We start from the raw sequence: 25,591 nt of genomic DNA, 5'->3' as shown, positions 1-25,591 counted from the left end.
AGGACAACTTAAATGATTGTAACAGTCTAGAAAAAGCACTACTTACACCGCAAGTAAGTTATCCTCTTAAAGCCTCTAATCTATTTAGCCATTAGATTCTGTCGTTTCAATATTTAAATTTAGCTTCTCATTCGCTTGTTCGTCTTCATCATCTAGTTCACGCATTTCGATTTCTTCTTCGTTACTAGATAACATCTTAACGTCCATTCCTAAACTTTGAAGCTCTTTAATTAATACTTTAAATGATTCTGGTACTCCTGGTTCTGGTACATTTTCACCTTTAACGATCGCTTCATACGTCTTAACACGTCCTACTACATCATCGGACTTAACAGTCAAGATCTCTTGTAATGTATAAGCTGCACCGTAAGCTTCAAGTGCCCAAACCTCCATCTCCCCAAAACGCTGTCCACCGAATTGTGCTTTACCACCTAGTGGTTGTTGCGTTACGAGAGAGTATGGTCCAGTAGAACGAGCATGTAGTTTATCATCAACCATGTGAGCAAGTTTGATCATATACATGATCCCTACCGATACACGGTTATCCAAAGGCTCACCTGTACGCCCATCAAACAATACCGTTTTACCGTCTCGAGCCATACCAGCTTCTTCAAGAGTTTCCCAAACATCTTCTTCACTTGCACCATCGAATACTGGAGAGGCCACGTGGATTCCTAAGTAGCGTGCTGCCATACCTATGTGAAGTTCAAGCACTTGTCCGATGTTCATACGCGAAGGTACCCCTAGAGGGTTTAACATGATATCAACCGGTGTACCATCTGGTAAATACGGCATATCTTCTTCTGGTAAAATTCTTGAGATAACCCCTTTGTTACCGTGGCGACCCGCCATCTTGTCACCTTCATGAATTTTACGTTTTTGAACGATATATACCCTTACTAATTGGTTTACACCTGGAGGTAATTCATCTCCGTCTTCACGGTTGAAGATTTTCACATCAAGTACAATTCCGTCTCCACCATGTGGTGCACGTAATGATGTATCACGAACTTCTCGTGCCTTTTCACCGAAGATCGCATGTAAAAGCCTTTCTTCTGCTGTTAGTTCAGTTACCCCTTTAGGAGTTACTTTACCAACGAGAATGTCTCCGTCCTTCACTTCAGCCCCTACGCGAATAATACCACGCTCGTCAAGGTTCTTCAGTGCATCTTCACCTACGTTAGGGATATCACGCGTAATCTCTTCTGGACCAAGCTTTGTATCACGAGCTTCAGATTCGTACTCTTCAATATGAACAGATGTATACACATCATCTTTAACTAAACGTTCACTTAGAATAATTGCATCCTCATAGTTATAACCTTCCCAAGTCATGAATGCGACCATAACATTACGGCCTAAAGCCATTTCACCTAATTCCATTGAAGGACCATCTGCAACGATTTCACGTTTTTCTACGATGTTTCCTTCACTAACAATTGGTACTTGGTTATAGCACGTTCCTTGGTTAGAACGAACAAACTTTTGAAGACGATATTTATCTAAGTCACCTTTAATTTCTTTACCATCAATCTCTTCTAAACGACGAACCCAAACTTCACGAGCTGTTACACGTTCAACAATCCCACGATGCTTAGCAACAATCGCTGCACCAGAGTCTTTTGCAGATACGTGCTCCATTCCTGTACCAACAATCGGTGATTCAGGACGAAGTAACGGAACCGCTTGACGTTGCATGTTTGCTCCCATAAGTGCACGGTTCGAGTCATCGTTTTCTAAGAACGGTATACATGAAGTCGCTGCTGAAACAACCTGTTTAGGAGAAACATCCATGTAGTCAACACGATCTCGAGATACAACAATGTTTTCCCCTTTAAAACGAGAGATAATGTTTTCATCTAGGAAAGATCCGTCATCACCAAGCTTCATGTTGGCTTGGGCAACGATATAGTTATCTTCTTCGTCAGCTGTTAAGTAATCAATTTGCGCCGTTACTTTTCCAGTTTCAGGGTCGACACGACGGTATGGTGTTTCCATAAAGCCAAACTTGTTGACTTTTGCATAACTCGATAGTGAGTTGATAAGTCCGATGTTTGGTCCCTCAGGTGTTTCAATCGGACACATACGACCATAGTGAGAATAGTGAACATCACGAACTTCAAACCCTGCACGCTCACGAGTTAAACCACCAGGCCCTAATGCAGATAAACGACGTTTATGTGTTAGTTCAGCTAATGGATTTGTTTGGTCCATGAACTGAGATAACTGAGAGCTTCCAAAGAACTCTTTAATTGATGCAATAACCGGACGAATATTAATTAACGCTTGTGGCGTAATCATATTTGGATCCTGAATTGACATTCGCTCACGCACTACTCTTTCCATCCTTGAAAGACCGATACGGAACTGATTTTGCAGTAACTCACCTACAGATCTTAAACGTCGGTTACCTAAGTGGTCGATATCATCAGTATCCCCAACCTTATGTAATAGGTTAAAGAAATAATTAATAGAAGCAATAATGTCGGAAGGTGTAATGTGTTTTACACTTTGCTCAACCATTCCATTCCCAATTACTTTAATAACCTGCTCATTTTCATGATCATCTGGAGAGTAAATTTTAATTGCTTGCAGCTGAACTTCACCGTCTTCTACTACTCCACCAGAAACTCCAACTTGCTTAAAGCCAACGTTGTTTTCTAAATATGGAATAATTCGATCAAGTGTACGACGATCTAGCAAAGTACCCTCATCAGCAATTACTTCACCTGTCTCAGGATCAACTAACGTTTCTGCTAAACGTTGGTTGAACAAACGGTTTTTAATGTGAAGCTTCTTGTTGATTTTGTAACGACCTACACTCGCTAAATCATAACGCTTTGGATCAAAGAACCTTGATTCTAATAGACTTTTCGCATTATCTACAGTAGGAGGCTCACCCGGACGTAATCGCTCATAAATTTCCAATAGTGCTTTTTCCGTACCATCGGTGTTATCTTTTTCTAGCGTATTGCGTAAGTATTCATCTTCCCCGAGAAGGTCAATGATCTCTTGATCAGACCCAAAGCCTAGCGCACGCAAAAGAACCGTAACAGGTATCTTCCTAGTACGATCTATTCTCACATACACAATATCTTTGGCATCTGTTTCAAGCTCTAACCATGCTCCGCGGTTAGGAATAACAGTTGCAGTAAACCCCTTCTTACCGTTTTTATCTATTTTTTGGCTATAATAAACACTTGGTGAACGTACAAGCTGCGAAACAATTACACGCTCTGCACCATTAATAACGAACGTACCTGTTTCCGTCATTAGTGGGAAGTCACCCATAAACACTTCTTGCTCTTTTACTTCACCAGTTTCCTTGTTAATTAAACGAACTTTCACACGCAAAGGAGCAGCATATGTAACATCTCGTTCTTTCGATTCATCTACTGGATATTTTGGTTCTCCTAAACTGTAGTCGATAAACTCTAAGACTAGATTACCTGTAAAATCCTGAATCGGTGAGATGTCTTGAAACATTTCTCTCAAACCCTCATCAAGAAACCATTGATAAGAAGCAGTTTGAATTTCAATTAAGTTTGGTAATTCCAATACTTCTTTGATTCTCGCATAGCTTCTTCGTTGGCGGTGGCGTCCATACTGAACTAGTTGACCTGTCAACTGATTCACCCCTCAAATCTCGCTTATTATAATGTTCTTCACTCAATAGATCGTATCCATTAAGCCATAAGAGTAGTTGGATAATAATGTTATCACAACTATTTCCTACCATTACGACGATTATATAAGTATAACCAACCCTATCCATTTTATACAGTAAATTTCACTTGATTTACTTTAAAAAATGTGTCTGAAAATTGGCAGTTATACGCATTAAATAACAATAACACAACTGACTTTCATAGTCAATTTTTTTCTGCTCGAATTATAAAATAACCTTTTTTCTTTTCAACAACCTCAACATCAACAAATAACATCTTCAACTTTTCAATAGTAGAGGGTGCCCCCTGTTTTTTCTGAATAACAATCCATAACTGTCCGCCCGAAACTAACTTCGCGTGCGCTTGTTCATAGATTTGGTGTACTGTGTCCTTCCCTGCTCGAATAGGTGGATTTGTTAAGATTGCAGCAAAGTCATCCTTCTCAATCGCATCAAAAAGATTACTTTGGAAAATCTCGACATTGCTAATCTTATTTTCAGCCGCATTTTCTTTTGATAGCTGCACGGCACGTTCATTAATATCCGCCATGTAAACAGTTAGTTCATTATTTTCTTTTGCCAAAGCTAAACCAATCGGACCGTAACCACAACCCATGTCTAAAAGGTCACCTGCGACGTCCGGGAATTGAAAGACCTCTATTAATAGCCGACTCCCAAAGTCTATCTCCTTCTTCGAAAATACCCCCGCATCTGAAATAAAACGTAATGTGTTTCCTCTTAGATCAAAAGTAAAACGATTTCTATTACTTTCAACGCTCGGAGTTTCAGAATAATAATGATTGGCCATCTTAACAACCCCACATTTCATCATACTATATATACTATATTACGGCTCTATCAACCAAAGAATAGAACCTACTTTAATTATCGTCTAAAAAGGAATATTTATAGTCATTAAAATGAAAAAAAAACTGGGTGTGGCTCAGCCTCACCCAGTCTGTGTCTTTTATTAAATTACTTAACTTCTACAGAAGCACCAGCATCTTCAAGTTTAGCTTTCATTTCTTCAGATTCCTCTTTAGAAACGCCTTCTTTAATTGGAGCTGGAGCACCATCTACAACAGCTTTAGCTTCTTTTAAACCAAGACCAGTGATTTCACGTACAACTTTGATAACGTTGATTTTAGATCCACCAGCACTTGTAAGAATTACGTCAAATTCAGTTTGCTCTGCAGCAGCGTCGCCACCAGCAGCGCCACCCATAACAGCTACAGGAGCAGCTGCAGTTACGCCAAACTCTTCCTCGATTGCTTTTACTAAGTCGTTTAGTTCTAATACAGTCATTTCTTTGATTGCTTCTAAGATTTGCTCTTTACTCATGATAAATCCTCCTAATCAGATCTCTAATATTTTATCCGAAACTTATGTTACTGAAACAATTATGCACCTTGTTCTTCTTTTTGATCTGCAACAGCTTTTGTAGCCAATGCAAAGTTACGAACAGGAGCTTGAAGTACGCTAAGCAACATAGAAAGTAAACCTTCGCGAGACGGAAGTTCCGCTAAAGCTTTTACTTCTTCAACAGTCGCAATACGACCTTCGATTACACCAGCTTTAATTTCAAGAGCTTCATGTTTCTTTGCAAACTCATTGATAATCTTTGCAGGTGCAACAACATCCTCATCACCAAAAGCAATTGCAGTTGGTCCAACTAGTTGTGCGTCTAACTCAGATAATTCAACTTCAGCTGTTGCACGACGTGCCATCGAGTTTTTATAAACTTTGAACTCAACGCCTGCTTCACGAAGTTGTTTACGAAGTTCAGTAACTTCAGCTACGTTTAATCCACGATAGTCAACGATAATTGTTGATTTGCTATCACGAAGTTTAGTAGCAATTTCTGTTACGACCTCTTGTTTTTTTGCAAGTACGCTCATTTTTACACCTCCTATGGTTCTTTCATACCGTTCAGAAGCCAATATAAAAGCCTCCGCATTTAGACATACGGAGGCCATGTTAGTCATAAATATAACTTAAATGACAACCTCGGTAGGAAATTAAGCGATTAACGCTCCTACTGTCTACGGTATGGATTGCTATTAATAATTCAATTAATAGAACACTTAAATTAGTATACTCTATCGATCGAATGGTGTCAATATATTATTTTGTAACAGATGCTACGTTAACTTTAACACCAGGACCCATTGTTGAAGCAACAGCAACGTTCTTCATGTAAGTACCTTTTGCTGCAGCAGGTTTAACTTTCATTAGAGTATCGATAATTGTAGATAAATTCTCAACTAGTTTGTTTGTTTCAAAAGAAACTTTACCAATTGAGCAGTGGATGTTTCCAGCTTTATCTACACGGTACTCAACTTTACCAGCCTTAATTTCGTTAACAGCTTTTTCTACTTCGAAAGTTACTGTTCCCGTTTTAGGGTTTGGCATTAAACCTTTTGGTCCTAATACACGACCAAGCTTACCAACCTGACCCATCATGTCAGGAGTCGCAACGATTACATCAAAGTCAAACCAGCCTTGGTTGATTTTGTTAATATAATCTTCATCTCCTACATAATCAGCGCCAGCTGCTTCTGCTTCTTTCGCTTTTTCGCCTTTAGCAAATACTAATACGCGTTGAGTTTTACCTGTACCATTTGGTAGTACAACAGCTCCACGGATTTGTTGATCTGCTTTTTTAGGATCTACTCCAAGACGAACAGCGATTTCAACTGTTTCATCAAATTTAGCAGTAGATGCTTTTTTTACAAGCTCAATTGCTTCTTCAGCAGAATAAACTTGATCACGGTCTACTAACTTCGTAGCTTCTTGATATTTTTTTCCTCGTTTAGCCACTTTCATTTCCTCCTCGTTTGTGGTTTTATCGGTAGTACCTCCCACTAATAAAGGTTGCGAACCTAACTTATCGTTAGAAAAGGATTCCTCCTAATCGCAACCTCCTGCAACAAAACATTAGTCTTCGATAACGATTCCCATGCTTCGAGCTGTTCCTTCAACCATACGCATTGCTGCTTCAACATCAGCTGCGTTTAGATCAGGCATTTTTTGCTCAGCGATTTCACGTACTTTGTCACGCTTAACAGTTGCGACTTTTGTACGGTTTGGCTCACCAGAACCAGACTCAATACCAGCTGCTTTCTTAAGAAGAACTGCAGCAGGCGGAGTTTTAGTGATAAATGTAAAAGAACGGTCTTCAAATACCGTAATTTCAACCGGAATGATCAAACCAGCTTGATCAGAAGTACGAGCATTGAATTCTTTACAGAAGCCCATAATGTTTACTCCAGCTTGTCCTAATGCAGGTCCAACTGGTGGTGCTGGGTTTGCTTTCCCTGCTGGGATTTGTAACTTAACCATTTTAATAACCTTTTTAGCCACGCGACACACCTCCTTAGTCCGTGATGTGGTAACCGGGTTTTGCCCTCCCACTCATAGATAGGTATTTCAATTTTTGAATACCCCTATCAAACAAAACAATATTATCACTTTAAAACTAAGATATCAAGTTCTTTTAAAAACTATTTATATCCAGTTTAGCGATCAGAAGAAAGTACAAGCACCCTCAAAGGGGCACCAAAGCTAGACAGGACCTGAAAATATTAAAACCCCAAACTCAAGGGGCTTATGGTCAGATTACCTTTTCAACTTGAGTAAATTCCAATTCAACCGGAGTTTCACGCCCAAACATATTGACGTGAACTTTAACTTTTCTTTTATCAGCTTGAATTTCTTCAATCGTACCGATAAAGTTCGCAAAAGGACCTTCAATCACTCTTACTGACTCCTTAATTTCAAAGTCAATATCCTCTCTCGGTTCGTCAACACCCATTTGTTTTAGAATTCCTTCTATTTCTTCTGGTAGTAAGGCAGTCGGCTTAGAACCCGCTCCTGCTGACCCTACAAACCCCGTAACTCCAGGCGTGTTACGTACAACATACCAAGAATCATCAGTCATAACCATTTCAACAAGGACATAACCAGGAAATACTTTTTTTGTAACTGATTTACTTTTTCCGTTCTTAATTTCAGTTTCTTCTTCAACTGGAACAAGAACGCGAAAAATTTTATCTGTCATATCCATTGTTTCGACTCGCATCTCAAGGTTGGTTTTGACTTTGTTTTCATAACCAGAATACGTGTGAACTACATACCAGCTTTTCTCCATACATTTTAGGACTAAACTCGTCCTTCCCTCCTCTATGGATAAACTCCAAGACTTACTTGATCAACTTTTATCCTAAAATTAAACGAAGCAAACTTGAAATCCCTAGATCAACTACTGCAAAAAAGACTGAAATAAAAGCAACTGTTCCGAGTACGACTAACGTATAACGTGTCAACTCTTTGCGCGTCGGCCAAGTTACTCGTTTCAATTCAGCCATTACTTGACGTAAAAATTTCCAAATGCTTTTTCTTTCACGGTCAGCCAATCATGACACCTCCAGCACTCATCACTTGAGTAAGCAAACATTTATTATTTATTAAATAATAAAAAAGACTTACTGTCTTTTTATTTTGTTTCTTGGTGAAGTGTATGTGTCTTGCAATTTTTGCAAAACTTTTTCATTTCAATGCGGACCGCTTGGTTCTGCATATTCTTATCTGTTGCGTAATTTCTTGATTTACATTCTGAACAGGCTAGTACAGCTTTTTTCCGCATCGAGCACCTCCGAGAAAAACAATTAAGAAATGCTTACATTCTTTTAAACTCTATCATAACGGCTAATTAGTGTCAATAAAGCAAATGGGGTCCATTTCCATTATGTGCATAAAAACAAAAAAATAAACATAAGGCTAACTCCTGTGCCAATCCACACCTTTGTCTCCAGTGTACACTTTCACTTTCAGCAGCCTTATGCTTAGTTTCTAATCTTATAAACTTATTCCTTTTAATTCAACATACCGTTCTAACTTCCTCTTAACTCTTTGTAGTGCGTTATCTATTGATTTCACATGCCGATTTAAATCTGCAGAAATTTCTTGGTACGATCGTCCATCTAGATACAACATAAGAACTTTACGTTCCAACTCACTTAAAATCTCACCCATTTTTAGTTCTATGTCATCAAATTCTTCTTGATTTATGAGCAATTCTTCAGGATCAGTCACTTTAGTTCCACAAATGACATCAAGGAGCGTTCGGTCTGATTCTTCATCATACAACGGTTTATCAAGGGATACATATGAGTTCAGTGGAATATGCTTTTGACGGGTTGCTGTTTTAATAGCTGTAATAATTTGTCTCGTAATACATAGTTCAGCAAATGCTTTAAACGAAGAGAGCTTGTCTCCTTTGTAGTCACGTATTGCCTTGTAAAGTCCAATCATACCTTCCTGTACAATATCCTCGTGATCAGCACCAATTAGAAAATATGATCTCGCCTTTGCTCGTACAAAATTCTTATACTTATTAATCAAGTACTCTAGAGCCGCACTATCTCCCTCTCTAACCTTCTCCACTAATAATTCATCTTCAGCTTGTCCTATATTCGGGTGTATCGTCTCCTTGATTTGAGTGCTCACAAAAATCCCTCCGACCATGACTGATGTTTAGATATAAAATTATTATATAGTACCTTTTTTGGAAGCGTCAACCACTCAAGAGTCCCCTCGACGCCATTTTTCAAAAATTTCAGCCATTTCTTTAGAAAGCGAGATTTTTGTCGAAATTACTGGTTTTCGCCTGCTTTCGACAGTTTTTTTAATACCTTTTTCTGCCGTTTCTAGTTCAATTAGAAGCTCTCGAGCAGACTTCCTTAATGCACCGCTGCCGAAAATGACAGACTGTTCAGTGAAGTCGGATGTAGCTACGTAAATCCGGGTCACTACATTTTTGAGTTCCTTTACGAGTTTTTCGATTCGTTCATCGGCCGTTTCGTTCTCACGTGTATAAATCACCTGCACTCGATGATTTTTATACTTTTTTCCGACGCCAGGAACCATATGGGCATCGAATACTAACATGACTCTAATTCCTGTATAAGCTTGGTACTCTGCCATTTTTTCAATTAATTGATCTCTAGCCAGATTTAAGTCCTTGTTCTTTAATATCCTTAGCTCAGGCCATGCTCCAATAATGTTATAGCCATCCACTAATAAAATATCTTTCATTTTAGCTCCTGCCTATTGGACTGCGCTGACGATAAACCTCGTACATTAAAAGACTTGCTGCTACAGAAGCATTTAAAGAAGTTACTTGACCGACCATCGGTATTTTTACCAGAAAGTCACACTTCTCCTTAATGAGACGACTTATTCCCTTTCCTTCACTACCGATGACTAGACCAATGGACATATTAAAATTCGCTTGCCTATAATCTTCTGTTCCTAGGGCATCCGTTCCTGCAAACCATAAACCTTCTTCTTTCAATTCATCCATTGTACGAGCAATATTAGTTACCCGTACAACCGGCACGTGTTGAATCGCTCCTGTTGAAGCTTTTGCAACAGCTTGAGTTAATCCCACCGCTCTTCGTTTTGGAATAATCACACCGTGAGCACCAACCGCATCAGCTGTTCTTAAGATTGAGCCTAAATTATGCGGGTCTTCTATTTCATCTAAAACGAGAAAGAATGGTTCTTCATTCCGCTCTCGAGCTCGATCAAATAAATCAGACATTTCAGCATATTGATAAGCTGCAATTGAAGCAACTACACCTTGATGATTCTGTGAGTCAACTAGTTGTTCAAGCTTTCGTTTAGGTACATGTTGAACGATTACACCATTTTCTTTAGCAAGTTGTAGAACTTTAGCAACTTGTCCCTTTTGAGTGCCTTCACCTATCCAGATTTTGTTGATCGGATGAGATGCTTTTAGCGCTTCTATAACTGGATTTTTTCCCATAATGAACTCTACTTCTTTACTCATAACCGAACTAGCCCTCTCTTTCTATTAAAAGGAACATCCTTTGAATAATTTCATCTAATCGACTTTGATTACCTAATAGATAATGATATCCAAGTAACGCTTCGAAAGCCGTACTGTAACGATACGTATTATGATCTGTATTTTTAGGAATTGTTCCTGATTTAGCATTTCGACCTCTCATAATGACACTCTGTTCTTCTTCTGTAAAAAAGTTTTCTTCTAGTAACGTACCAATGACTTTAGCTTGTGCCTTAGCTGAAACATAACGAGTTGCTTCATGATGAAGCTTATTGGGTCTTGTTTTTCCAATTGCAATTAAGTGGCAGCGCACATAGGTGTCTAAGATGGCATCACCCATGTACGCTAGTGCTAATGCATTTAACTGTTTAGCATCGATACTATGATCACTAATTTTCATTGAATTATGACCTCTTCCATCGAACGCCTTGTGGTGTATCCTCAAGGATAATTCCCTTTGCTTTTAAATCATCTCTAATTTGATCCGCTAAAGCAAAGTCACGGTTTTTTCTAGCATTAGTACGATCTTCAATTAACTGTTCAATTTCCTCATCTAGTAATTCTTCCTTTAGCTCTAGTTTGATCCCTAAGACAGAACCTAATTCAGTTAACTGCTTAAGAAATGCTTCTAACACAGCTTTTGAAGTTTGTTCTTCACGTAAATAGACATTCGCTTCTTTAGCTAGATCAAACAGAACCGATATCGCATTCGCAGTATTAAAGTCATCGTCCATTTCTTTAATGAAGCGCTCTTTATAACTGTCCACTTTTTCAATCCACGCTTCAGCTTCTTTCCCTAGATCCGCAGTTTCAGCTAAACGATGCTTTAGGTTTTCAACTGTAGTTCGAAGTCGTTCTAACCCATTTTTTGCACTTTCTAACAACTCACCACTGAAATTAATTGGACTTCTATAGTGAGCAAGCAGCATGAAAAACCTTACGACATCTGGTGAATGTTGTTGAATAATGTCATGTACGAGAACGAAATTTCCGAGTGATTTCGACATTTTTTCGTTGTCTATTTTAATATAACCATTATGAATCCAATAATTTGCCATTGTTTTTCCAGTTAAAGCTTCAGATTGAGCAATTTCATTCTCGTGATGAGGGAAGGTTAAATCTTGACCACCGGCATGGATATCAATTGTATCCCCTAAATATTTTTTTACCATCGCTGAACATTCAATATGCCACCCGGGTCTGCCTTTACCCCAAGGGCTATCCCAAGAGATTTCATCTGCTTTTTCTGCTTTCCATAATGCAAAATCTAGTGGATCCTCTTTTCCTAGGTCAACCTCAATACGAGCTCCTGATTGAAGGTCTCCAATGGACTGATCGGAAAGCTTTCCGTACCCATTAAATTTTCTTGTTCGATAATAAACATCACCATTGACTTCATAAGCATATCCTTTATCAATTAATGCCGAGATAAAATCAATAATCTCTGGAATCGTTTCTGTTACCCGTGGGTGATGGTCCGCTTTTTCTACTCCTAAGGCACAAGTATCCTCATGATAGGCATGGATAAATCGCTCAGCAATCGTAGGTACATCTTCACCTAATTCTTTTGCTGCACGAATCAGTTTATCATCAACATCTGTAAAGTTTGAAATAAATGAAACTTCATATCCGCGGTATTGGAAATAACGGCGGACGACATCGAAGACGATAGCTGGTCTCGCATTACCAATGTGAATGTAATTATAAACAGTCGGTCCGCAAACATACATCTTCACTTTACCTTCTTCAATTGGAACAAACTTCTCTTTCTTTCTAGTAAGTGTATTATATAAAAATATTGCCAAAGTCAATCACTCCTAATCCTAGTCTTTTTCTATGACTTGTTTTCGCTTATAATATTCAATTTCCGTACGAAGTGCGCCAATTTGATCTTCTAACTCACGAAACTTATCGGAAATTGGATCTGGTAAATTATGGTGGTCTAAATCCCCTTTTATTTTTACTCCATCCTGAAGCACGACTTTACCTGGGATACCAACGACGGTAGAATTTCTAGGAACCTCTTTTAGAACAACAGACCCGGCTCCAATCCTCGCATTTTCTCCGATTGTAAATGACCCTAAAATCTTAGCTCCTGAAGCAATTAGTACATTATCTTCAATCGTAGGGTGGCGCTTTCCTTTTTCTTTACCAGTTCCACCTAATGTTACACCTTGATAAATGGTTACGTTATCACCAATTTCACATGTTTCCCCTATAACGACTCCCATTCCATGGTCAATAAATAAGCGCTGGCCGATTTGGGCGCCTGGATGAATTTCAATTCCTGTGAAAAAGCGACTAATTTGCGAAATCGAACGTGCAAAGAAATACAATTTTCGTTTCCAAAACCAGTGCGCCAGTCGATGAGACCAAATGGCGTGTACACCAGAATAGGTGAAAATAACTTCTAAACGACTTCTAGCTGCTGGATCTTGATCAAATACGACATCGATATCATTTTTTAATGTTTGAAAAACTTTCTTCATAGTACCTCCCCCATCGCCTTGTTGACTTAAATGGTAAAAAGCGCATAGAAAAAAGCGTCTCTGTGCATATGCACAGAGACGCTTTCAGCGCGGTTCCACTCTGTTTAAGCAATGTATGATTGCTTCTCCTCTTCTACGATAACGGCGTAACCGCTCTTACCTACTTAAACGTTCAATAAGAGACTCTAAGGCGCAACTTCAGAACGACTAATCTTAAACCACTTTCAGCCTGGATGGTTCTCTCTGAAAAGACAGCTACGTTCCTACTCTACCTTGTCTTCGTTTTAACTTGTTTAGTTATGTTGTAACGCTTGCTTCAGACGTTGAATAACTGACTCTTTACCAAGTAGTTCAAGAGTATCTGGTAAATCGCGTCCGTGCGTTTGTCCTGTTGTTGCTACACGAATTGGCATAAATAACTTTTTCCCTTTATGCCCTGTTGCTTTTTGTGTCGCTTTCGTTGCCTTATTAATGTTTTCTGCCGTATATGTTTCTGTTGCTTCAAGCTCATTAATAAACTGTTGCAATACTTCTGGAACTTGCTCTTCAGCTAATATTCCTTTTGCTTCTTCATTATAATCGATTTCTGTTTTGAAAAACAACTCTGTAAGCTCAACGATTTCAGCACCGTAAGACATCTGTTCTTGGTACAATCCAATTAAGCGCTTCGCCCAATCCTTTTGCCGAGCAGACATATCTTGCGGAAGTCTTCCAGCACGAATTAAATGCGGTAAAGCTAATTCAACCACACGATCCAAATCAGTTTCTTTCATGTATTGGTTGTTCATCCATGCTAATTTATCGGTATCGAATACAGCGGGAGCCTTCGCTACTCTATCTAAGCTAAATTGCTCAATTAGCTCAGCTTTTGTAAACTTTTCTTCTTCCCCAACAGGCGACCATCCTAACAGTGCAAGAAAGTTAACGATCGCTTCCGGTAAGTATCCTAAATCACGGTACTGCTCTACAAATTGAATAATTGATTCATCACGCTTACTCATTTTTTGACGATCTGGATTTAAAATAAGTGAAGCATGAGCAAATCTCGGTACTTCCCAGCCAAATGCCTCATAAAGCATCGCCTGGCGCGGCGTATTTGATAAGTGCTCTTCCCCACGTATCACATGGGTAATTTTCATTAGATGATCATCAACCACTACTGCAAAATTATACATTGGAATGCCATCTTTTCTAGCAATAACAAAGTCACCAATTCCATCGGACTCAAAACTCACTTCGCCACGAACCGCATCATCGATAACATACGTTTTACCTTCTTGTACACGGAAGCGCACAACTGGTTTAAGGCCCTTCTCTTCGTATGCTTTTCGTTGCTCTTCTGTCAAATCTCGATCTCGTCCACTATATTTCGGATTTTCACCTTTAGCAATTTGAGCTTCACGTTCTGCTTCAAGTTCTTCCTCCGTCATATAACAGTAATACGCTTTCTTTTCATCGATTAGCTGTTGAAGATATTTTTTATAAATATCTAAACGCTCCATACAACTATATGGGCCGTATTCACCACCTATATCTACACTTTCATCCCACTCAATTTGAAGCCATTTTAAACTTTCTAATAGCTTCTCTTTCGCATTCTCTACATTTCTTGCTTGATCTGTATCTTCTATACGTAAAATAAATTTACCGCCCTGATTTCTAGCGTATAAATAATTAAAAAGAGCGGATCTTGCTCCTCCAATATGTAAGTGCCCTGTAGGACTAGGGGCAAAACGTACTCTCACTTCATTTGACATAGTGACACCTTCCCATTCTCTCGTTTCACATAGTTATTCTGTAACATATTATTACGAACTGAAGCTATTCGGTCAAGCGTTTTAGGAAACTTAACTCAAGAAAAGCGCAAGGCGCCTGCTTATCGGCGACAAGCGCTGGAGGGCCAGCAATACGCGTCTCGCTTTTTAGACACGTTTGCTGGCCCGAAGCGACCTCGAGCCGATGGCGCCTGGAGCTAGACACCTTAGAATTTTATACTTTCTTACTCTATAAAGACAAGCGGTCCAGTTGCGCTTATCCTGCTTTAATTTTATTCTTTTGTTAATAAAATAACAGCTTGAGCTGCGATACCTTCGCCCCTGCCAGTAAAACCGAGTTTTTCAGTTGTCGTAGCTTTTACATTTACTTGTTCTACAGTTCCCTCTAATAGTTGGGCAATTCGTTCTCTCATTCTGGAAATGTGCGGCGCCATTTTTGGCTGTTGGGCAATAATCGTACAATCAATATTTCCCAGTGAATACCCCTTCATTTTTACAATCTCCCAGACATGTTCAAGCAACTTTGCTGAATCCGAATCTTTAAATGCAGGGTCTGTATCAGGAAAGTGCTTTCCGATATCCCCCTCCCCGATTGCTCCTAGAGCAGCATCCGCAATCGTATGTAACAAAACATCTGCATCTGAATGACCAAGTAACCCTTTTTCATGTTCGATTTCAATCCCACCAATAATAAGCGGACGTCCTTCTACTAATTGATGAACATCAAATCCTTGTCCAACTCTAATCATCATTCTTTCCCCTTTCGACTTGCTAATATGGCTTCGGCAAATAATAAATCTTCTGGTGTTGTTAATTTCATATTTAAATAGTCCCCTTCAACAATGGCAACTGCTTCATTCATATTTTCAACCAAACTTGCATCATCTGTTCCTAAGAAAGACTGTTGTTTCGCCAGCTCATATGCTTCTTTTATAAGTGACAGACGAAAAGCTTGTGGGGTTTGAACAGCCCACAAGCTTGAACGCTCCATCGTTTTTTCGACTTTGCTTTCAGTTACCTTTTTAATCGTATCTTTTACAGGAACCGCTAAAACAGCTGCTCCAGTTTCATTTGCACATAGAACTAATTCGTGGATTTTCGCTTGTTCAATAAAAGGGCGAGCACCATCATGAATGAGGACAATCGTTTCATCTTTTATCACATCTAATCCATTAGAGACACTATACTGTCTTTCTGATCCACCCATTACATAGTCATTCACTTTTTGAAGGTTATAATCACGAACTAAATTCATCATGATTTCTTTCTCTTCTTTATTCGTAACAAGAATGATTTGGCGACACCATGGATCTTTTTCAAATACAAGAAGAGTATGAATAATAAGGGGAATGCTAGATAATTGCAAAAATTGTTTGTTTTGTCCTGCCTTCATTCGTTTTCCTTGCCCTGCTGCAGGAATAACTACTGAATAGTTCATAATCTCCTCACCACTACCTTATTTAGTTCTAATATTTATAATGCCTTTTCAAGTAATTTAGGCTTGGCAAAAATCATCCGCCCTGCACTTGTTTGAAGAACACTCGTAACAATTACATCAATTTGTTTACCAATGTAATCTCGACCGCCTTCAACGACGATCATTGTTCCGTCATCTAAGTAAGCAACACCTTGATTGTGCTCTTTCCCATCTTTAATCACTTGAACATTTAATTCTTCGCCAGGAAGAACAACTGGCTTAACCGCATTTGCCAAGTCATTAATATTTAAAACAGGAACACCTTGCAACTCACAAACTTTATTCAAGTTAAAATCGTTTGTAACTACAATACCTGAAAGCAATTTGGCTAGCTTTACTAACTTGCTGTCCACTTCTTGAATTTCATCAAAATCACCTTCATATATTTCAACCTTGATTGGTAATTCCTTTTGGATTTTATTCAAGATATCTAATCCACGACGACCCCGGTTTCTTTTTAGCACATCCGAAGAATCGGCAATATGTTGTAACTCTTCCAATACAAATTCAGGAATAATTAATGTCCCCTCTAAAAATCCTGTTTTACAAATATCTGCAATACGACCGTCAATAATAACACTAGTATCTAGTAGTTTCATCGTGCGGGTTTGTTCTTTTTCGACGTCTCCATCTTTCTTTTTGTCTTTGCGTTGTGCGACCGAAAAGAGATTTATAAGTTCATCACGCTTTTTAAATCCAATCTGGAAACCAAAGTAACCAAGGAAAAAAGTAATAAAGATCGGTAAAACTGAGCTGATCACAGGTACTTGAATCGCGTCAATTGGGATCCCAATCAAGTAGGCAACAATTAAACCTACGATAAGACCCATTGTTCCAAAAAGTACGTCGGTTATTGGTGCTTTCACAATGGCTTCTTCCATCAACCTCATCAAACCAACGATATAATCAGCTAACCAAAAAGTAGAAAGATAAAAAATAATTGCTCCAAAAACTGCTCCTGCATAAGAACTCATAACCCAATTTGGCAACTCACCAAAATTTAGGATTTCAATTAATTCAGGAATGAATAGAAACCCTAACGTCCCACCTATTAGGACAAAAAATAGTTGGACTATTCGTTTTAGCATGATTTCACCTCCTTTTACTATTATAGACAAACTTTTTCTTTTGAAACGTACCAACCTATATTTTCCACAAAATCACACAATAATTCTAAGGTAGTATACAATTAACCGTATCAGATGTCCTTGTTCAATGTCAATTTAAAACTATCCATTATATATCTTTCTCCTAAATTCGTCAACACATTACAACTGAAATGACCTTTTTTGTCGAAATAGATTATATATGGCGATCAATAAATAGTTGTTCCTGAATTCGATTTAACCCATGTTTAATCATTTTCGCACGTGCTTCTCCAATTCCTTCAACTTCATCAAGCTCTTTAATAGACGCAACCATAATTTGACTTAAATCCCCGTATGTATCTATTAAATTCTCTATGACAAGAGATGGTAAACGTGGAATTTTGTATAGAATGCGATATCCCCTAGGACAGACGGTTTGCTCTTGGATATTGAAGTTTTTCGAGTATCCCAGCAACTTAACGACAAGCTGCTCGTCTAGTAACTCTTCATTCGATAACTTCTGTAAATCTTTTAACGTTTCATAAGCATCTTGTGACTTTTCTTTGACGTAGTCCTTAATTAATAGAAGTGCTTCTTTCTCAATATTAGAGACAAGTTCATTCAACTGCATAGTAATTAAACGCCCTTCACTACCAAGCTCGTTTACATAGTTTAAGATTTCGTTTTTTATACGTAATACCATTTGCACTCGGTGAATGACTTGAAACACTTCTTGAAAAGTGACAAGTTCCTCAAACTCTAATGCTCCTAAATTTGTAATACCTTGATCTAATACTGTCTTGTATTTCTCTAACGTTTGAATGGCTTGATTAGCCTTCGTCAAAATAACGCCAATATCTCGCAACGAATATTGGTACTCTCCTTTATACAGCGTAATAACATTGCGACGTTGTGAAATCGAGATGACTAAATTCCCTGTTTGTTTCGCAACACGCTCTGCTGTTCTATGACGGATCCCCGTTTCATTCGAAGAAATCGAGTTATTAGGGTTAAGTTGCGTATTTGCATATAAAATACTTTGCCCATCTTTACTTAAAATGATTGCACCATCCATTTTAGCTAGCTCATATAAATAAGCGGGTGAAAATTCACAATCGATAAAAAAGCCGCCATCTACGATATTTTGCATCTCTGCATTGTACCCTAAAACGATTAATCCACCTGTTTTAGCTCTAAGTACATTATCAATACCATCTCTTAATGCTGTCCCTGGCGCTACTAGTTTTAAAATATCGGTGATAAACTTTCCTTTTTTTCGTTCTTCCATTCTTAGCCTCCTAGCGCAACGTCTAGAGCATCTTCAAGCGTTTCCACCCCAATGACTTGAATACTCTTTGGAATCGTCCAGCCGCCGATATTTTTCTGAGGAATAATCGCTCGCTTAAAACCGAGCTTTGCCGCCTCATTAATTCGTTGCTCAATTCTAGCTACTCGTCTAACTTCCCCTGTTAATCCAACTTCTCCAATCATTACATCTGTCGGCTGCGTCGATTGATTCCTAAAGCTGGACGCAATACTTAAAGCAATGGCTAAATCAATAGCTGGCTCATCTAAACGAACCCCACCTGCCACATTTAAATAGGCATCTTGGCTTTGCAATAACAACCCGACTCGCTTTTCCAATACTGCCATTAAGAGCGACACTCGATTATGGTCAATTCCTGTAGCCATTCTTCTAGGGTTACCAAAGCTTGTTGGCGAAACAAGTGCTTGAATTTCAACTAAAACGGGCCTTGTTCCCTCCATCGATGCTACGACTGTCGAGCCTGCTGCTCCTTCTGTTCTTTCCTCTAGAAAGATCTCAGATGGATTGACGACTTCTTCTAGTCCGCCTTCCTTCATTTCAAATATCCCGATTTCATTCGTTGAGCCAAAGCGATTTTTCACTGCTCTTAAAATTCGATAGGTATGATGCCTTTCTCCTTCAAAGTAAAGAACAGAATCTACCATATGCTCTAATAGTTTAGGACCGGCAATTGATCCTTGTTTCGTAACGTGACCGACGATAAAAATTGCAATTCCTTTCGTTTTGGCAATTTTCATAAACGCCGCAGTACATTCTCTGACTTGTGAAACACTCCCCGGTGCAGAAGTAACATCTTGATGGAACACCGTTTGAATAGAATCAATTACAACGAGTGTTGGTTGAATGTCGTTAATGGCCTTCTCAATATAATCGACATCTGTCTCCGATAACACATATAATTGATCAGCTAAGACACCTAATCGATCTGCTCTTAGCTTCGTTTGTTTCATCGATTCTTCTCCAGAAATATAAAGCACTTTATAAGAGTTCTTAGCTAACTGATAGGAAAGCTGAAGTAAAATCGTAGACTTCCCAATACCGGGGTCTCCACCTACTAATACAAGTGAGCCCGGCACAATGCCCCCACCTAATACGCGATTTAACTCTTTCATTTCAGTACTAATTCTTTCCTCAAGTTCGTTTTCTACTTTGGTGATTGATTGTGGTCGACTTGAAGTTTCCGTACGCTCGCCGGTAACAAAGCTTCGTCCTTTCGTTGCAGACTCAGCAAATTCCTCGACCATCGAATTCCAACTTTGACAGCCTGGACATTTACCCATCCATTTCGTGGATTCATAACCACATTCTTGACATACAAATTTCGTTTTCTTTTTCGCCATTCTATTCCCCTCTTTATAACCTACTCTTATGTTAATTGTATCATGAATGGTTTTTAGAAAAACACGACTTATTACCAAAAGAAGTATAAGTAGATGGCTTTTCTTTGTATATCCTAATGATTGAAAAAGAACTGAAAGAGAAATATCTCCCCCAGTTCCCTTTCTTAAAAGCTATTACTTTTAGACTTGTGCACTTTCTTTTGTTTCAACGACAAGCTCATTCTCTTTTACATCGATAATTGCTTTTTGTCCTTTTTTAATATTTCCTTTTAACAATTCTTCAGATAGACGGTCCTCGACTTGTTTTTGCAGGGCTCGACGCAGTGGACGCGCTCCATACTCTGGGTCAAATCCTTCATCCGAAATTTTATCTTTGGCCGCTTCAGTCAATTCAAATTGAATGCCTTGTTCAGCAAGACGCTTTTCTAACTGTTCTGCCATTAAACTAATGATCTCACGGATATGTTTCTTCTCAAGAGAGTGGAAGACAATGATCTCATCGATACGATTTAGGAACTCTGGACGGAAGCTATTTTTTAGCTCAGTCATGACTTTACCTTTCATATCTTTATAGTTTTGATCCTCACTATCTACAGTGAAACCAAGTGATTTATTTTTGCGAAGAGTACTAGCCCCTACGTTAGACGTCATAATAACAGCTGTATTTCTAAAGTCTACTGTACGCCCTTTAGAGTCCGTTAGTCTTCCATCTTCTAATACTTGTAATAGAATATTAAAAACTTCTGGGTGCGCTTTTTCAATTTCGTCAAGTAAGATAACGGAATATGGATTACGACGAACTTTCTCCGTTAATTGTCCACCCTCATCATGACCAACATAACCTGGAGGTGAGCCAACTAAACGACTCGTTGCATGCTTTTCCATGTATTCAGACATATCAATACGAATAAACGCATCTTCATCGCCAAATAATGTTTCTGCAACAGCACGAGCAAGTTCGGTTTTACCTACACCTGTAGGACCTAAGAAAATAAATGAACCAATTGGACGTTTTGGATCTTTTAAGCCAGCACGCGCACGACGAACGGCCTTAGAAATAGCTTTTACAGCCTCCCCTTGACCAATCACACGTTTGTGAAGAATTTCTTCCATACGAAGAAGACGATCTGTTTCTTCTTCTACTAGTCTTGATACAGGAATTCCTGTCCAGCTTGTAACGACTTGGGCAATATCTTCTACAGTTACTTCTGTATTTTCTTGCCCTTGTTTCTTTTTCCACTCATTTTTCATGGAATCTAGTTCTTCTCGTAAACGTTGCTCTGAGTCACGTAAAGAAGCTGCCTTTTCAAATTCTTGGCTTTGAACTGCTGCATCTTTTTCTTTTCGAGTTTCTTCTAGTCTACCTTCAAGTTCTTTTAAGTTCGGTGGTGCTGTATATGAACGTAAACGGACTTTTGAAGCAGCTTCATCAATTAGATCAATCGCTTTATCTGGTAAAAAACGGTCGGAAATATAGCGATCTGACAGTTTAACTGCCTCTTCAATCGCAGCATCTGTAATTGTTACACGGTGATGCGCCTCATAACGGTCACGTAACCCTTTTAAAATCTGAACGGACTCGTCATTTGTCGGCTCATTGACTTGGATTGGCTGGAAACGACGTTCTAAAGCCGCATCTTTTTCAATGTACTTACGGTACTCATCTATAGTGGTTGCACCAATACATTGTAACTCACCGCGAGCAAGTGAAGGCTTTAAGATATTTGATGCATCAATTGCTCCCTCAGCGCCCCCTGCTCCAATAAGAGTATGAAGCTCATCAATAAATAAGATTACGTTACCAGCTTGACGAATTTCATCCATTACTTTTTTCAAACGGTCCTCAAACTCACCACGATATTTTGTACCGGCTACGACCGTACCCATATCTAAGGTCATCACACGCTTATTACGTAGAGTTTCAGGAACTTCATTATTAATAATTTCCTGTGCTAACCCTTCTGCTATCGCCGTTTTACCAACCCCTGGTTCACCAATTAGAACTGGATTGTTTTTTGTACGGCGGCTAAGAACTTGGATGACACGCTCGATTTCTTTGCTTCTTCCAATCACAGGGTCTAACGCTTCTTCTTTAGCAATCGCCGTAAGATCACGCGCTAGACTATCCAAAGTTGGTGTATTGGCATGAGCAGTTGCTCCAGATTGTTGGTTACTACCCGACGCCTCACTGCTTCCAAGTAGTTGTAGCACTTGTTGGCGAGCTTTATTCAAACTCACCCCTAAATTGTTTAGGACACGAGCAGCTACACCTTCTCCTTCACGAATTAACCCTAATAGTATATGTTCAGTTCCAACGTAGGAATGACCTAATTTTCTTGCTTCATCCATTGAAAGTTCAATGACTTTTTTGGCACGCGGAGTATAGTGGATGGTCTTCGTTCCTTCTTGACCAGTACCGATTAGAGTTTCTACTTCATTTTGAATTTTATCTGAACCTAGACCTAAGGCTTGAAGGGCTTTGGCAGCAATCCCTTCTCCTTCACGGATAAGACCTAGTAGAATATGTTCAGTCCCAATATTATTATGACCAAGACGGATCGCTTCTTCTTGTGCTAACGCCAATACTTTTTGAGCTCTTTCTGTAAATCTTCCAAACATCATATTCATCCACCTCCAAGATTATTTCTGGACGCCTTCTAGTTTAAGACGTTCTCTAATAAGTGCTGCTCTTCGCTCATCTCTTTGATTTGGAGAGAGCGTTTCCCCGGCGAACTGCTGTAAAAATCCTGGTTGAGTTAATATCATAAGTTCATTAAGGATATTACCTGAAATACCTTCAATTAAACCTAGATCAATTCCCAATCGTACTTCTGATAAGCGTTGTGCCGCTTCCTTCGACTCCATAATTCTACTATTTGATAAAACTCCAAAAGAACGATAGACACGATCCTCTAATTGAATTTTTGAGGATTGTAATAACCTTTCTCTCGCTGAGCGTTCTTGTTGAATTAATTGGATAACCACTCCACGTAAATCTTCAACAATATCTTGTTCTGATTTTCCTAGCGTCATTTGATTTGAAATTTGGAACAAGTTCCCTAAGGCTTCGCTACCTTCACCGTAAATCCCCCGAACAACTAACCCCAGCTGGTTAATGGCCGGTAATATTTTATTTAATTGTTGTGTCATGACCAGGGCAGGAAGATGCATCATAACAGAAGCTCTCAAGCCAGTTCCTACATTCGTTGGACAGCTAGTTAAGTACCCTCGTTTTTCATCGAAAGCATAAGTCAACTTATCTTCAATCCAATCATCTAAACCACTAGCGAGTACAAGCCCTTCGCTTAATTGAAATCCAGAAAACAAGCATTGGATTCGTAGATGATCTTCTTCATTAATCATGATGCTGACTGATTCATCCTCACTTAGTAGAACAGCACCATGCTTTGATTCTTCTGATAAATGAGGACTAATCAAATGCTTTTCAACTAATACTTTCTTTACATTAGCTTTTAAATCATCCATATGGAGTAACTCTAGTTGGCCAACTGAGTTATAAGGGTTTTTCATTAAATTTGTGCTAATGTGGTTAACAATTAACTTGGCTTCCTCCATAGTAGCCAAAATAGGAAACGTAAAATCTTTTAGGTTCCTAGCTAATCTTATTCGGCTACTCAACACAATATCCGAATCTGGTCCATCTTTTTTCATCCAAGGGCTAATTGCTTCACTAATAAAACGTTCAAGTGACATAAATTACCCCTCCCCTTGATTGAATATAGATTTTTCTAATGTACGGATTTGATCTCTTACAGTCGCAGCTTCTTCAAATTCCTCTTTCGCAATATGCTGTTGTAACGCCTCTTTTAACGAATTAATCTTCCTACGAACCTCTATAGTTCCACCGATTCTTTTAGGTATTTTCCCTGAGTGTGAGTGATTACCGCTATGGACTTTCTTTAAAATAGGATCAAGTTTATCACTAAAGGTTTCGTAACAAGTGGCACACCCAAACCTACCAGTTCGAACAAATTGTTCATAGGACATTTTACATTTCTCACAAGTTAATGGCTGTCTTGGATTTACTCCTGACGTTTGCCCTTTAGAAACGGGTTGTTCGAAGTTTAATAACCCTGATAACAATTGATGAATAGAAAAGCTATTCGACCCTGGAAAGTACTCTCCTTTTTCTTTCGCACAATGTTCACATATATGGAACTCGGTTTTTTCACCGTTAATTATTTTAGTGAAGTGTAAAGTGGCAGGACGTTTATTACACTCCTGACAAATCATGAAAACCACCTCTCCCTTCAAAACATTAGATACGGATTGTATGGAAAAAAACCATAGCTACTCTCGATATTTTAAAGTTTGGAGCATTGACTTGAGAACATTCGCTCGAATATAATCCCGCAGTAAAGTATTATTTGTATTAAATAATGTAGGATCAATCACACTAAACATTAAATTCGCTTCACGCTTAGATACAGCACCCTCTTCGTATAACCTCGAAATCAAGTCTTCTGCATTAGCTTGACTTACCTTATCACCAATAAGCTGCATCATCTGTTCAAAGAGGTCTGACTGATTGTGCGCTTTTACTTTTATTATTCGAATGTACCCGCCTCCACCGCGTTTACTTTCAACAATATAGCCTCTTTCAATGGTAAAGCGTGTACTAATCACATAATTTATTTGTGATGGAACACATTGAAATTGTTTCGCTAGTTCGCTTCTTTTAATTTCTATAAGCTCCCCATCACTATCAGTTAAAATATTTTTTAAATACTGCTCAATAATATCAGAGATATTTCTCATCATGCCCCCTCCCTTGACTTTGACTATATTTGACTATATTAATTATAAAAAAAATAACTGAGAGTTGCAAACACATACACCTATAATTATTGCCCAAAATATGAGTTTCATTCGATTTTATGTATGTTAAAGATTCTTTTCGAGATCCATATGTAAAAATCCTCTTTCCTATTAACAAAATTAGCGGAAACATTACGGATTATCTGTTGTCATTAGTCCATCTGCTTAATCTTTTTAAGTGTAACAAAATATCCATTTTCTCGACTTAAAACAAGATTTTTAGACTTTAGTAAGATTGATTAGGTTTATGTTTTTAACTAACTACTACTGCTTCGAGGTTGCGCGTATAATTTTATTGATGTTCATCTTTTGTTTCGCGGTCTGAGAGGCTCTTATTTTACTAAAACCATGTGATATTCACTAAAATTTCTTGCAATAAGGGCTTCTGAGTCCTCTTAATACATAAAGTAGTATCTACTCATCCCTTTGAAAAAAATTGTCAAACAATGATAAACAAAATGAAATGAATCTAAAAAAGCACAACCCATTTGGGTTGTGCTTTGTGCCTAGCGACGTCCTACTCTCACAGGGGGAAGCCCCCAACTACCATCGGCGCTGAAGAGCTTAACTTCCGTGTTCGGCATGGGAACGGGTGTGACCTCTTCGCTATCGCCACTAGACATTACGGATTTTGATAAGCTTAGAATTTCTTCGTCAGTTTTGCCCTTCCGGTACTCACGTATTTAGATACGATCCGTTCCTCAGGACTTCACTTCCT

The 25,591-nt window shown here is 38.7% G+C and carries 25 protein-coding genes, 1 rRNA gene and 2 other annotated features; all 26 genes read right to left on the bottom strand.

Annotated elements, in window-relative coordinates:
• Positions 1-84: 84 nt before the first annotated feature.
• On the bottom strand, positions 85-3,627 hold the full coding sequence (gene rpoB, locus ACNSTQ_RS17885; protein WP_418201174.1) for a DNA-directed RNA polymerase subunit beta: 3,543 nt from the start codon (positions 3,625-3,627) through the stop codon (positions 85-87).
• Between the two features lie 245 nt (positions 3,628-3,872).
• A complete protein-coding gene (locus ACNSTQ_RS17880) occupies positions 3,873-4,475 on the bottom strand; it encodes a class I SAM-dependent methyltransferase (protein ID WP_418201173.1) in 603 nt (200 codons plus the stop codon).
• Positions 4,476-4,642: 167 nt separating this feature from the next.
• Positions 4,643-5,008, bottom strand: coding sequence for a 50S ribosomal protein L7/L12 (gene rplL / locus ACNSTQ_RS17875; protein ID WP_418201172.1), 366 nt, complete (start codon positions 5,006-5,008; stop codon positions 4,643-4,645).
• Between the two features lie 59 nt (positions 5,009-5,067).
• Entirely contained in the window at positions 5,068-5,565 is a 498-nt protein-coding gene (gene rplJ / locus ACNSTQ_RS17870; RefSeq protein WP_418201171.1) for a 50S ribosomal protein L10, read from the bottom strand.
• Positions 5,566-5,599: 34 nt separating this feature from the next.
• Positions 5,600-5,733 (bottom strand) — a sequence feature (ribosomal protein L10 leader region).
• Between the two features lie 58 nt (positions 5,734-5,791).
• A complete protein-coding gene (gene rplA / locus ACNSTQ_RS17865; RefSeq protein ID WP_418201170.1) occupies positions 5,792-6,532 on the bottom strand; it encodes a 50S ribosomal protein L1 in 741 nt (246 codons plus the stop codon).
• Positions 6,533-6,604: 72 nt separating this feature from the next.
• Positions 6,605-7,030, bottom strand: a complete 426-nt coding sequence (gene rplK, locus ACNSTQ_RS17860; RefSeq protein ID WP_139313924.1) for a 50S ribosomal protein L11 — start codon at positions 7,028-7,030, stop codon at positions 6,605-6,607.
• A gap of 250 nt (positions 7,031-7,280) precedes the next feature.
• Complete coding sequence (gene nusG, locus ACNSTQ_RS17855) at positions 7,281-7,817, bottom strand: transcription termination/antitermination protein NusG (RefSeq protein WP_418201169.1); 537 nt, start codon at positions 7,815-7,817, stop codon at positions 7,281-7,283.
• A 67-nt stretch (positions 7,818-7,884) separates the two neighbouring features.
• The gene (gene secE / locus ACNSTQ_RS17850; RefSeq protein WP_418201168.1) at positions 7,885-8,082 is read right to left on the bottom strand and encodes a preprotein translocase subunit SecE; all 198 of its coding nucleotides are present in this window, start codon (positions 8,080-8,082) and stop codon (positions 7,885-7,887) included.
• Positions 8,083-8,162: 80 nt separating this feature from the next.
• Positions 8,163-8,312 (bottom strand): 50S ribosomal protein L33, encoded by a 150-nt coding sequence (gene rpmG, locus ACNSTQ_RS17845; RefSeq protein WP_418201167.1) that lies wholly within the window; start codon positions 8,310-8,312, stop codon positions 8,163-8,165.
• A 212-nt stretch (positions 8,313-8,524) separates the two neighbouring features.
• The gene (sigH, locus tag ACNSTQ_RS17840; RefSeq protein WP_418201166.1) at positions 8,525-9,193 is read right to left on the bottom strand and encodes an RNA polymerase sporulation sigma factor SigH; all 669 of its coding nucleotides are present in this window, start codon (positions 9,191-9,193) and stop codon (positions 8,525-8,527) included.
• A 57-nt stretch (positions 9,194-9,250) separates the two neighbouring features.
• Positions 9,251-9,763: an NYN domain-containing protein gene (locus ACNSTQ_RS17835; RefSeq protein ID WP_418201165.1), complete on the bottom strand. Its 513-nt coding sequence runs from the start codon at positions 9,761-9,763 to the stop codon at positions 9,251-9,253.
• Between the two features lies 1 nt (position 9,764).
• Positions 9,765-10,520 (bottom strand): 23S rRNA (guanosine(2251)-2'-O)-methyltransferase RlmB, encoded by a 756-nt coding sequence (gene rlmB / locus ACNSTQ_RS17830; RefSeq protein WP_418201164.1) that lies wholly within the window; start codon positions 10,518-10,520, stop codon positions 9,765-9,767.
• A 7-nt stretch (positions 10,521-10,527) separates the two neighbouring features.
• A complete protein-coding gene (locus ACNSTQ_RS17825; protein WP_418201163.1) occupies positions 10,528-10,938 on the bottom strand; it encodes a Mini-ribonuclease 3 in 411 nt (136 codons plus the stop codon).
• 4 nt (positions 10,939-10,942) lie between these two features.
• The gene (cysS, locus tag ACNSTQ_RS17820; protein WP_418201162.1) at positions 10,943-12,343 is read right to left on the bottom strand and encodes a cysteine--tRNA ligase; all 1,401 of its coding nucleotides are present in this window, start codon (positions 12,341-12,343) and stop codon (positions 10,943-10,945) included.
• Positions 12,344-12,361: 18 nt separating this feature from the next.
• Positions 12,362-13,027: a serine O-acetyltransferase gene (gene cysE, locus ACNSTQ_RS17815; RefSeq protein WP_418201161.1), complete on the bottom strand. Its 666-nt coding sequence runs from the start codon at positions 13,025-13,027 to the stop codon at positions 12,362-12,364.
• 71 nt (positions 13,028-13,098) lie between these two features.
• Positions 13,099-13,316, bottom strand: a binding site (T-box leader).
• 4 nt (positions 13,317-13,320) lie between these two features.
• Positions 13,321-14,784 (bottom strand): glutamate--tRNA ligase, encoded by a 1,464-nt coding sequence (gene gltX / locus ACNSTQ_RS17810; RefSeq protein WP_418201160.1) that lies wholly within the window; start codon positions 14,782-14,784, stop codon positions 13,321-13,323.
• A 290-nt stretch (positions 14,785-15,074) separates the two neighbouring features.
• Positions 15,075-15,551: a 2-C-methyl-D-erythritol 2,4-cyclodiphosphate synthase gene (ispF, locus tag ACNSTQ_RS17805; protein WP_418201159.1), complete on the bottom strand. Its 477-nt coding sequence runs from the start codon at positions 15,549-15,551 to the stop codon at positions 15,075-15,077.
• Positions 15,551-16,240: a 2-C-methyl-D-erythritol 4-phosphate cytidylyltransferase gene (ispD, locus tag ACNSTQ_RS17800; protein WP_418201158.1), complete on the bottom strand. Its 690-nt coding sequence runs from the start codon at positions 16,238-16,240 to the stop codon at positions 15,551-15,553. Before ispD ends, ispF begins: the two co-directional genes overlap by 1 nt.
• Positions 16,241-16,275: 35 nt before the next feature.
• Positions 16,276-17,367: a PIN/TRAM domain-containing protein gene (locus ACNSTQ_RS17795; protein WP_418201157.1), complete on the bottom strand. Its 1,092-nt coding sequence runs from the start codon at positions 17,365-17,367 to the stop codon at positions 16,276-16,278.
• Positions 17,368-17,581: 214 nt separating this feature from the next.
• Positions 17,582-18,655, bottom strand: a complete 1,074-nt coding sequence (gene disA / locus ACNSTQ_RS17790) for a DNA integrity scanning diadenylate cyclase DisA (protein ID WP_418201156.1) — start codon at positions 18,653-18,655, stop codon at positions 17,582-17,584.
• 2 nt (positions 18,656-18,657) lie between these two features.
• Positions 18,658-20,034, bottom strand: a complete 1,377-nt coding sequence (radA, locus tag ACNSTQ_RS17785; RefSeq protein ID WP_418201155.1) for a DNA repair protein RadA — start codon at positions 20,032-20,034, stop codon at positions 18,658-18,660.
• A 180-nt stretch (positions 20,035-20,214) separates the two neighbouring features.
• A complete protein-coding gene (gene clpC, locus ACNSTQ_RS17780) occupies positions 20,215-22,656 on the bottom strand; it encodes an ATP-dependent protease ATP-binding subunit ClpC (protein ID WP_418201154.1) in 2,442 nt (813 codons plus the stop codon).
• 18 nt (positions 22,657-22,674) lie between these two features.
• Positions 22,675-23,748 (bottom strand): protein arginine kinase, encoded by a 1,074-nt coding sequence (locus tag ACNSTQ_RS17775; protein ID WP_418201153.1) that lies wholly within the window; start codon positions 23,746-23,748, stop codon positions 22,675-22,677.
• Positions 23,749-23,751: 3 nt separating this feature from the next.
• The gene (locus tag ACNSTQ_RS17770; RefSeq protein ID WP_418201152.1) at positions 23,752-24,288 is read right to left on the bottom strand and encodes a UvrB/UvrC motif-containing protein; all 537 of its coding nucleotides are present in this window, start codon (positions 24,286-24,288) and stop codon (positions 23,752-23,754) included.
• A gap of 57 nt (positions 24,289-24,345) precedes the next feature.
• Entirely contained in the window at positions 24,346-24,813 is a 468-nt protein-coding gene (locus tag ACNSTQ_RS17765) for a CtsR family transcriptional regulator (RefSeq protein ID WP_418201151.1), read from the bottom strand.
• A 564-nt stretch (positions 24,814-25,377) separates the two neighbouring features.
• Positions 25,378-25,493 (bottom strand): 5S ribosomal RNA (gene rrf, locus ACNSTQ_RS17760).
• Positions 25,494-25,591: the final 98 nt, after the last annotated feature.

Origin of the sequence: Alkalihalobacterium sp. APHAB7, from assembly GCF_048323755.1 — a bacterium.
Lineage (GTDB): Bacteria > Bacillota > Bacilli > Bacillales > Bacillaceae_F > Alkalihalobacterium.
The sequence above is the reverse complement of the archived record's forward strand: the minus strand, read 5'-3'. Positions and strand labels throughout refer to the sequence as shown.

Excerpts from the sequence above, each read along its gene's own strand:
- ACNSTQ_RS17770 (WP_418201152.1), bottom strand. The coding sequence starts at position 24,288 with ATGATTTGTCAGGAGTGTAATAAACGTCCTGCCACTTTACACTTCACT.
- ACNSTQ_RS17835 (WP_418201165.1), bottom strand. The coding sequence starts at position 9,763 with ATGAAAGATATTTTATTAGTGGATGGCTATAACATTATTGGAGCATGG.
- gltX (WP_418201160.1), bottom strand. The coding sequence starts at position 14,784 with ATGTCAAATGAAGTGAGAGTACGTTTTGCCCCTAGTCCTACAGGGCAC.
- ACNSTQ_RS17795 (WP_418201157.1), bottom strand. The coding sequence starts at position 17,367 with ATGCTAAAACGAATAGTCCAACTATTTTTTGTCCTAATAGGTGGGACG.
- nusG (WP_418201169.1), bottom strand. The coding sequence starts at position 7,817 with ATGGAGAAAAGCTGGTATGTAGTTCACACGTATTCTGGTTATGAAAAC.
- rlmB (WP_418201164.1), bottom strand. The coding sequence starts at position 10,520 with ATGAGTAAAGAAGTAGAGTTCATTATGGGAAAAAATCCAGTTATAGAA.
- radA (WP_418201155.1), bottom strand. The coding sequence starts at position 20,034 with ATGGCGAAAAAGAAAACGAAATTTGTATGTCAAGAATGTGGTTATGAA.
- ispD (WP_418201158.1), bottom strand. The coding sequence starts at position 16,240 with ATGAACTATTCAGTAGTTATTCCTGCAGCAGGGCAAGGAAAACGAATG.
- ACNSTQ_RS17880 (WP_418201173.1), bottom strand. The coding sequence starts at position 4,475 with ATGGCCAATCATTATTATTCTGAAACTCCGAGCGTTGAAAGTAATAGA.
- rplJ (WP_418201171.1), bottom strand. The coding sequence starts at position 5,565 with ATGAGCGTACTTGCAAAAAAACAAGAGGTCGTAACAGAAATTGCTACT.
- ACNSTQ_RS17825 (WP_418201163.1), bottom strand. The coding sequence starts at position 10,938 with ATGAAAATTAGTGATCATAGTATCGATGCTAAACAGTTAAATGCATTA.
- rplL (WP_418201172.1), bottom strand. The coding sequence starts at position 5,008 with ATGAGTAAAGAGCAAATCTTAGAAGCAATCAAAGAAATGACTGTATTA.
- sigH (WP_418201166.1), bottom strand. The coding sequence starts at position 9,193 with ATGGTCGGAGGGATTTTTGTGAGCACTCAAATCAAGGAGACGATACAC.
- disA (WP_418201156.1), bottom strand. The coding sequence starts at position 18,655 with ATGGAAGAACGAAAAAAAGGAAAGTTTATCACCGATATTTTAAAACTA.
- ispF (WP_418201159.1), bottom strand. The coding sequence starts at position 15,551 with ATGATTAGAGTTGGACAAGGATTTGATGTTCATCAATTAGTAGAAGGA.
- ACNSTQ_RS17775 (WP_418201153.1), bottom strand. The coding sequence starts at position 23,748 with ATGTCACTTGAACGTTTTATTAGTGAAGCAATTAGCCCTTGGATGAAA.
- cysE (WP_418201161.1), bottom strand. The coding sequence starts at position 13,027 with ATGAAGAAAGTTTTTCAAACATTAAAAAATGATATCGATGTCGTATTT.
- clpC (WP_418201154.1), bottom strand. The coding sequence starts at position 22,656 with ATGATGTTTGGAAGATTTACAGAAAGAGCTCAAAAAGTATTGGCGTTA.
- rpmG (WP_418201167.1), bottom strand. The coding sequence starts at position 8,312 with ATGCGGAAAAAAGCTGTACTAGCCTGTTCAGAATGTAAATCAAGAAAT.
- ACNSTQ_RS17765 (WP_418201151.1), bottom strand. The coding sequence starts at position 24,813 with ATGAGAAATATCTCTGATATTATTGAGCAGTATTTAAAAAATATTTTA.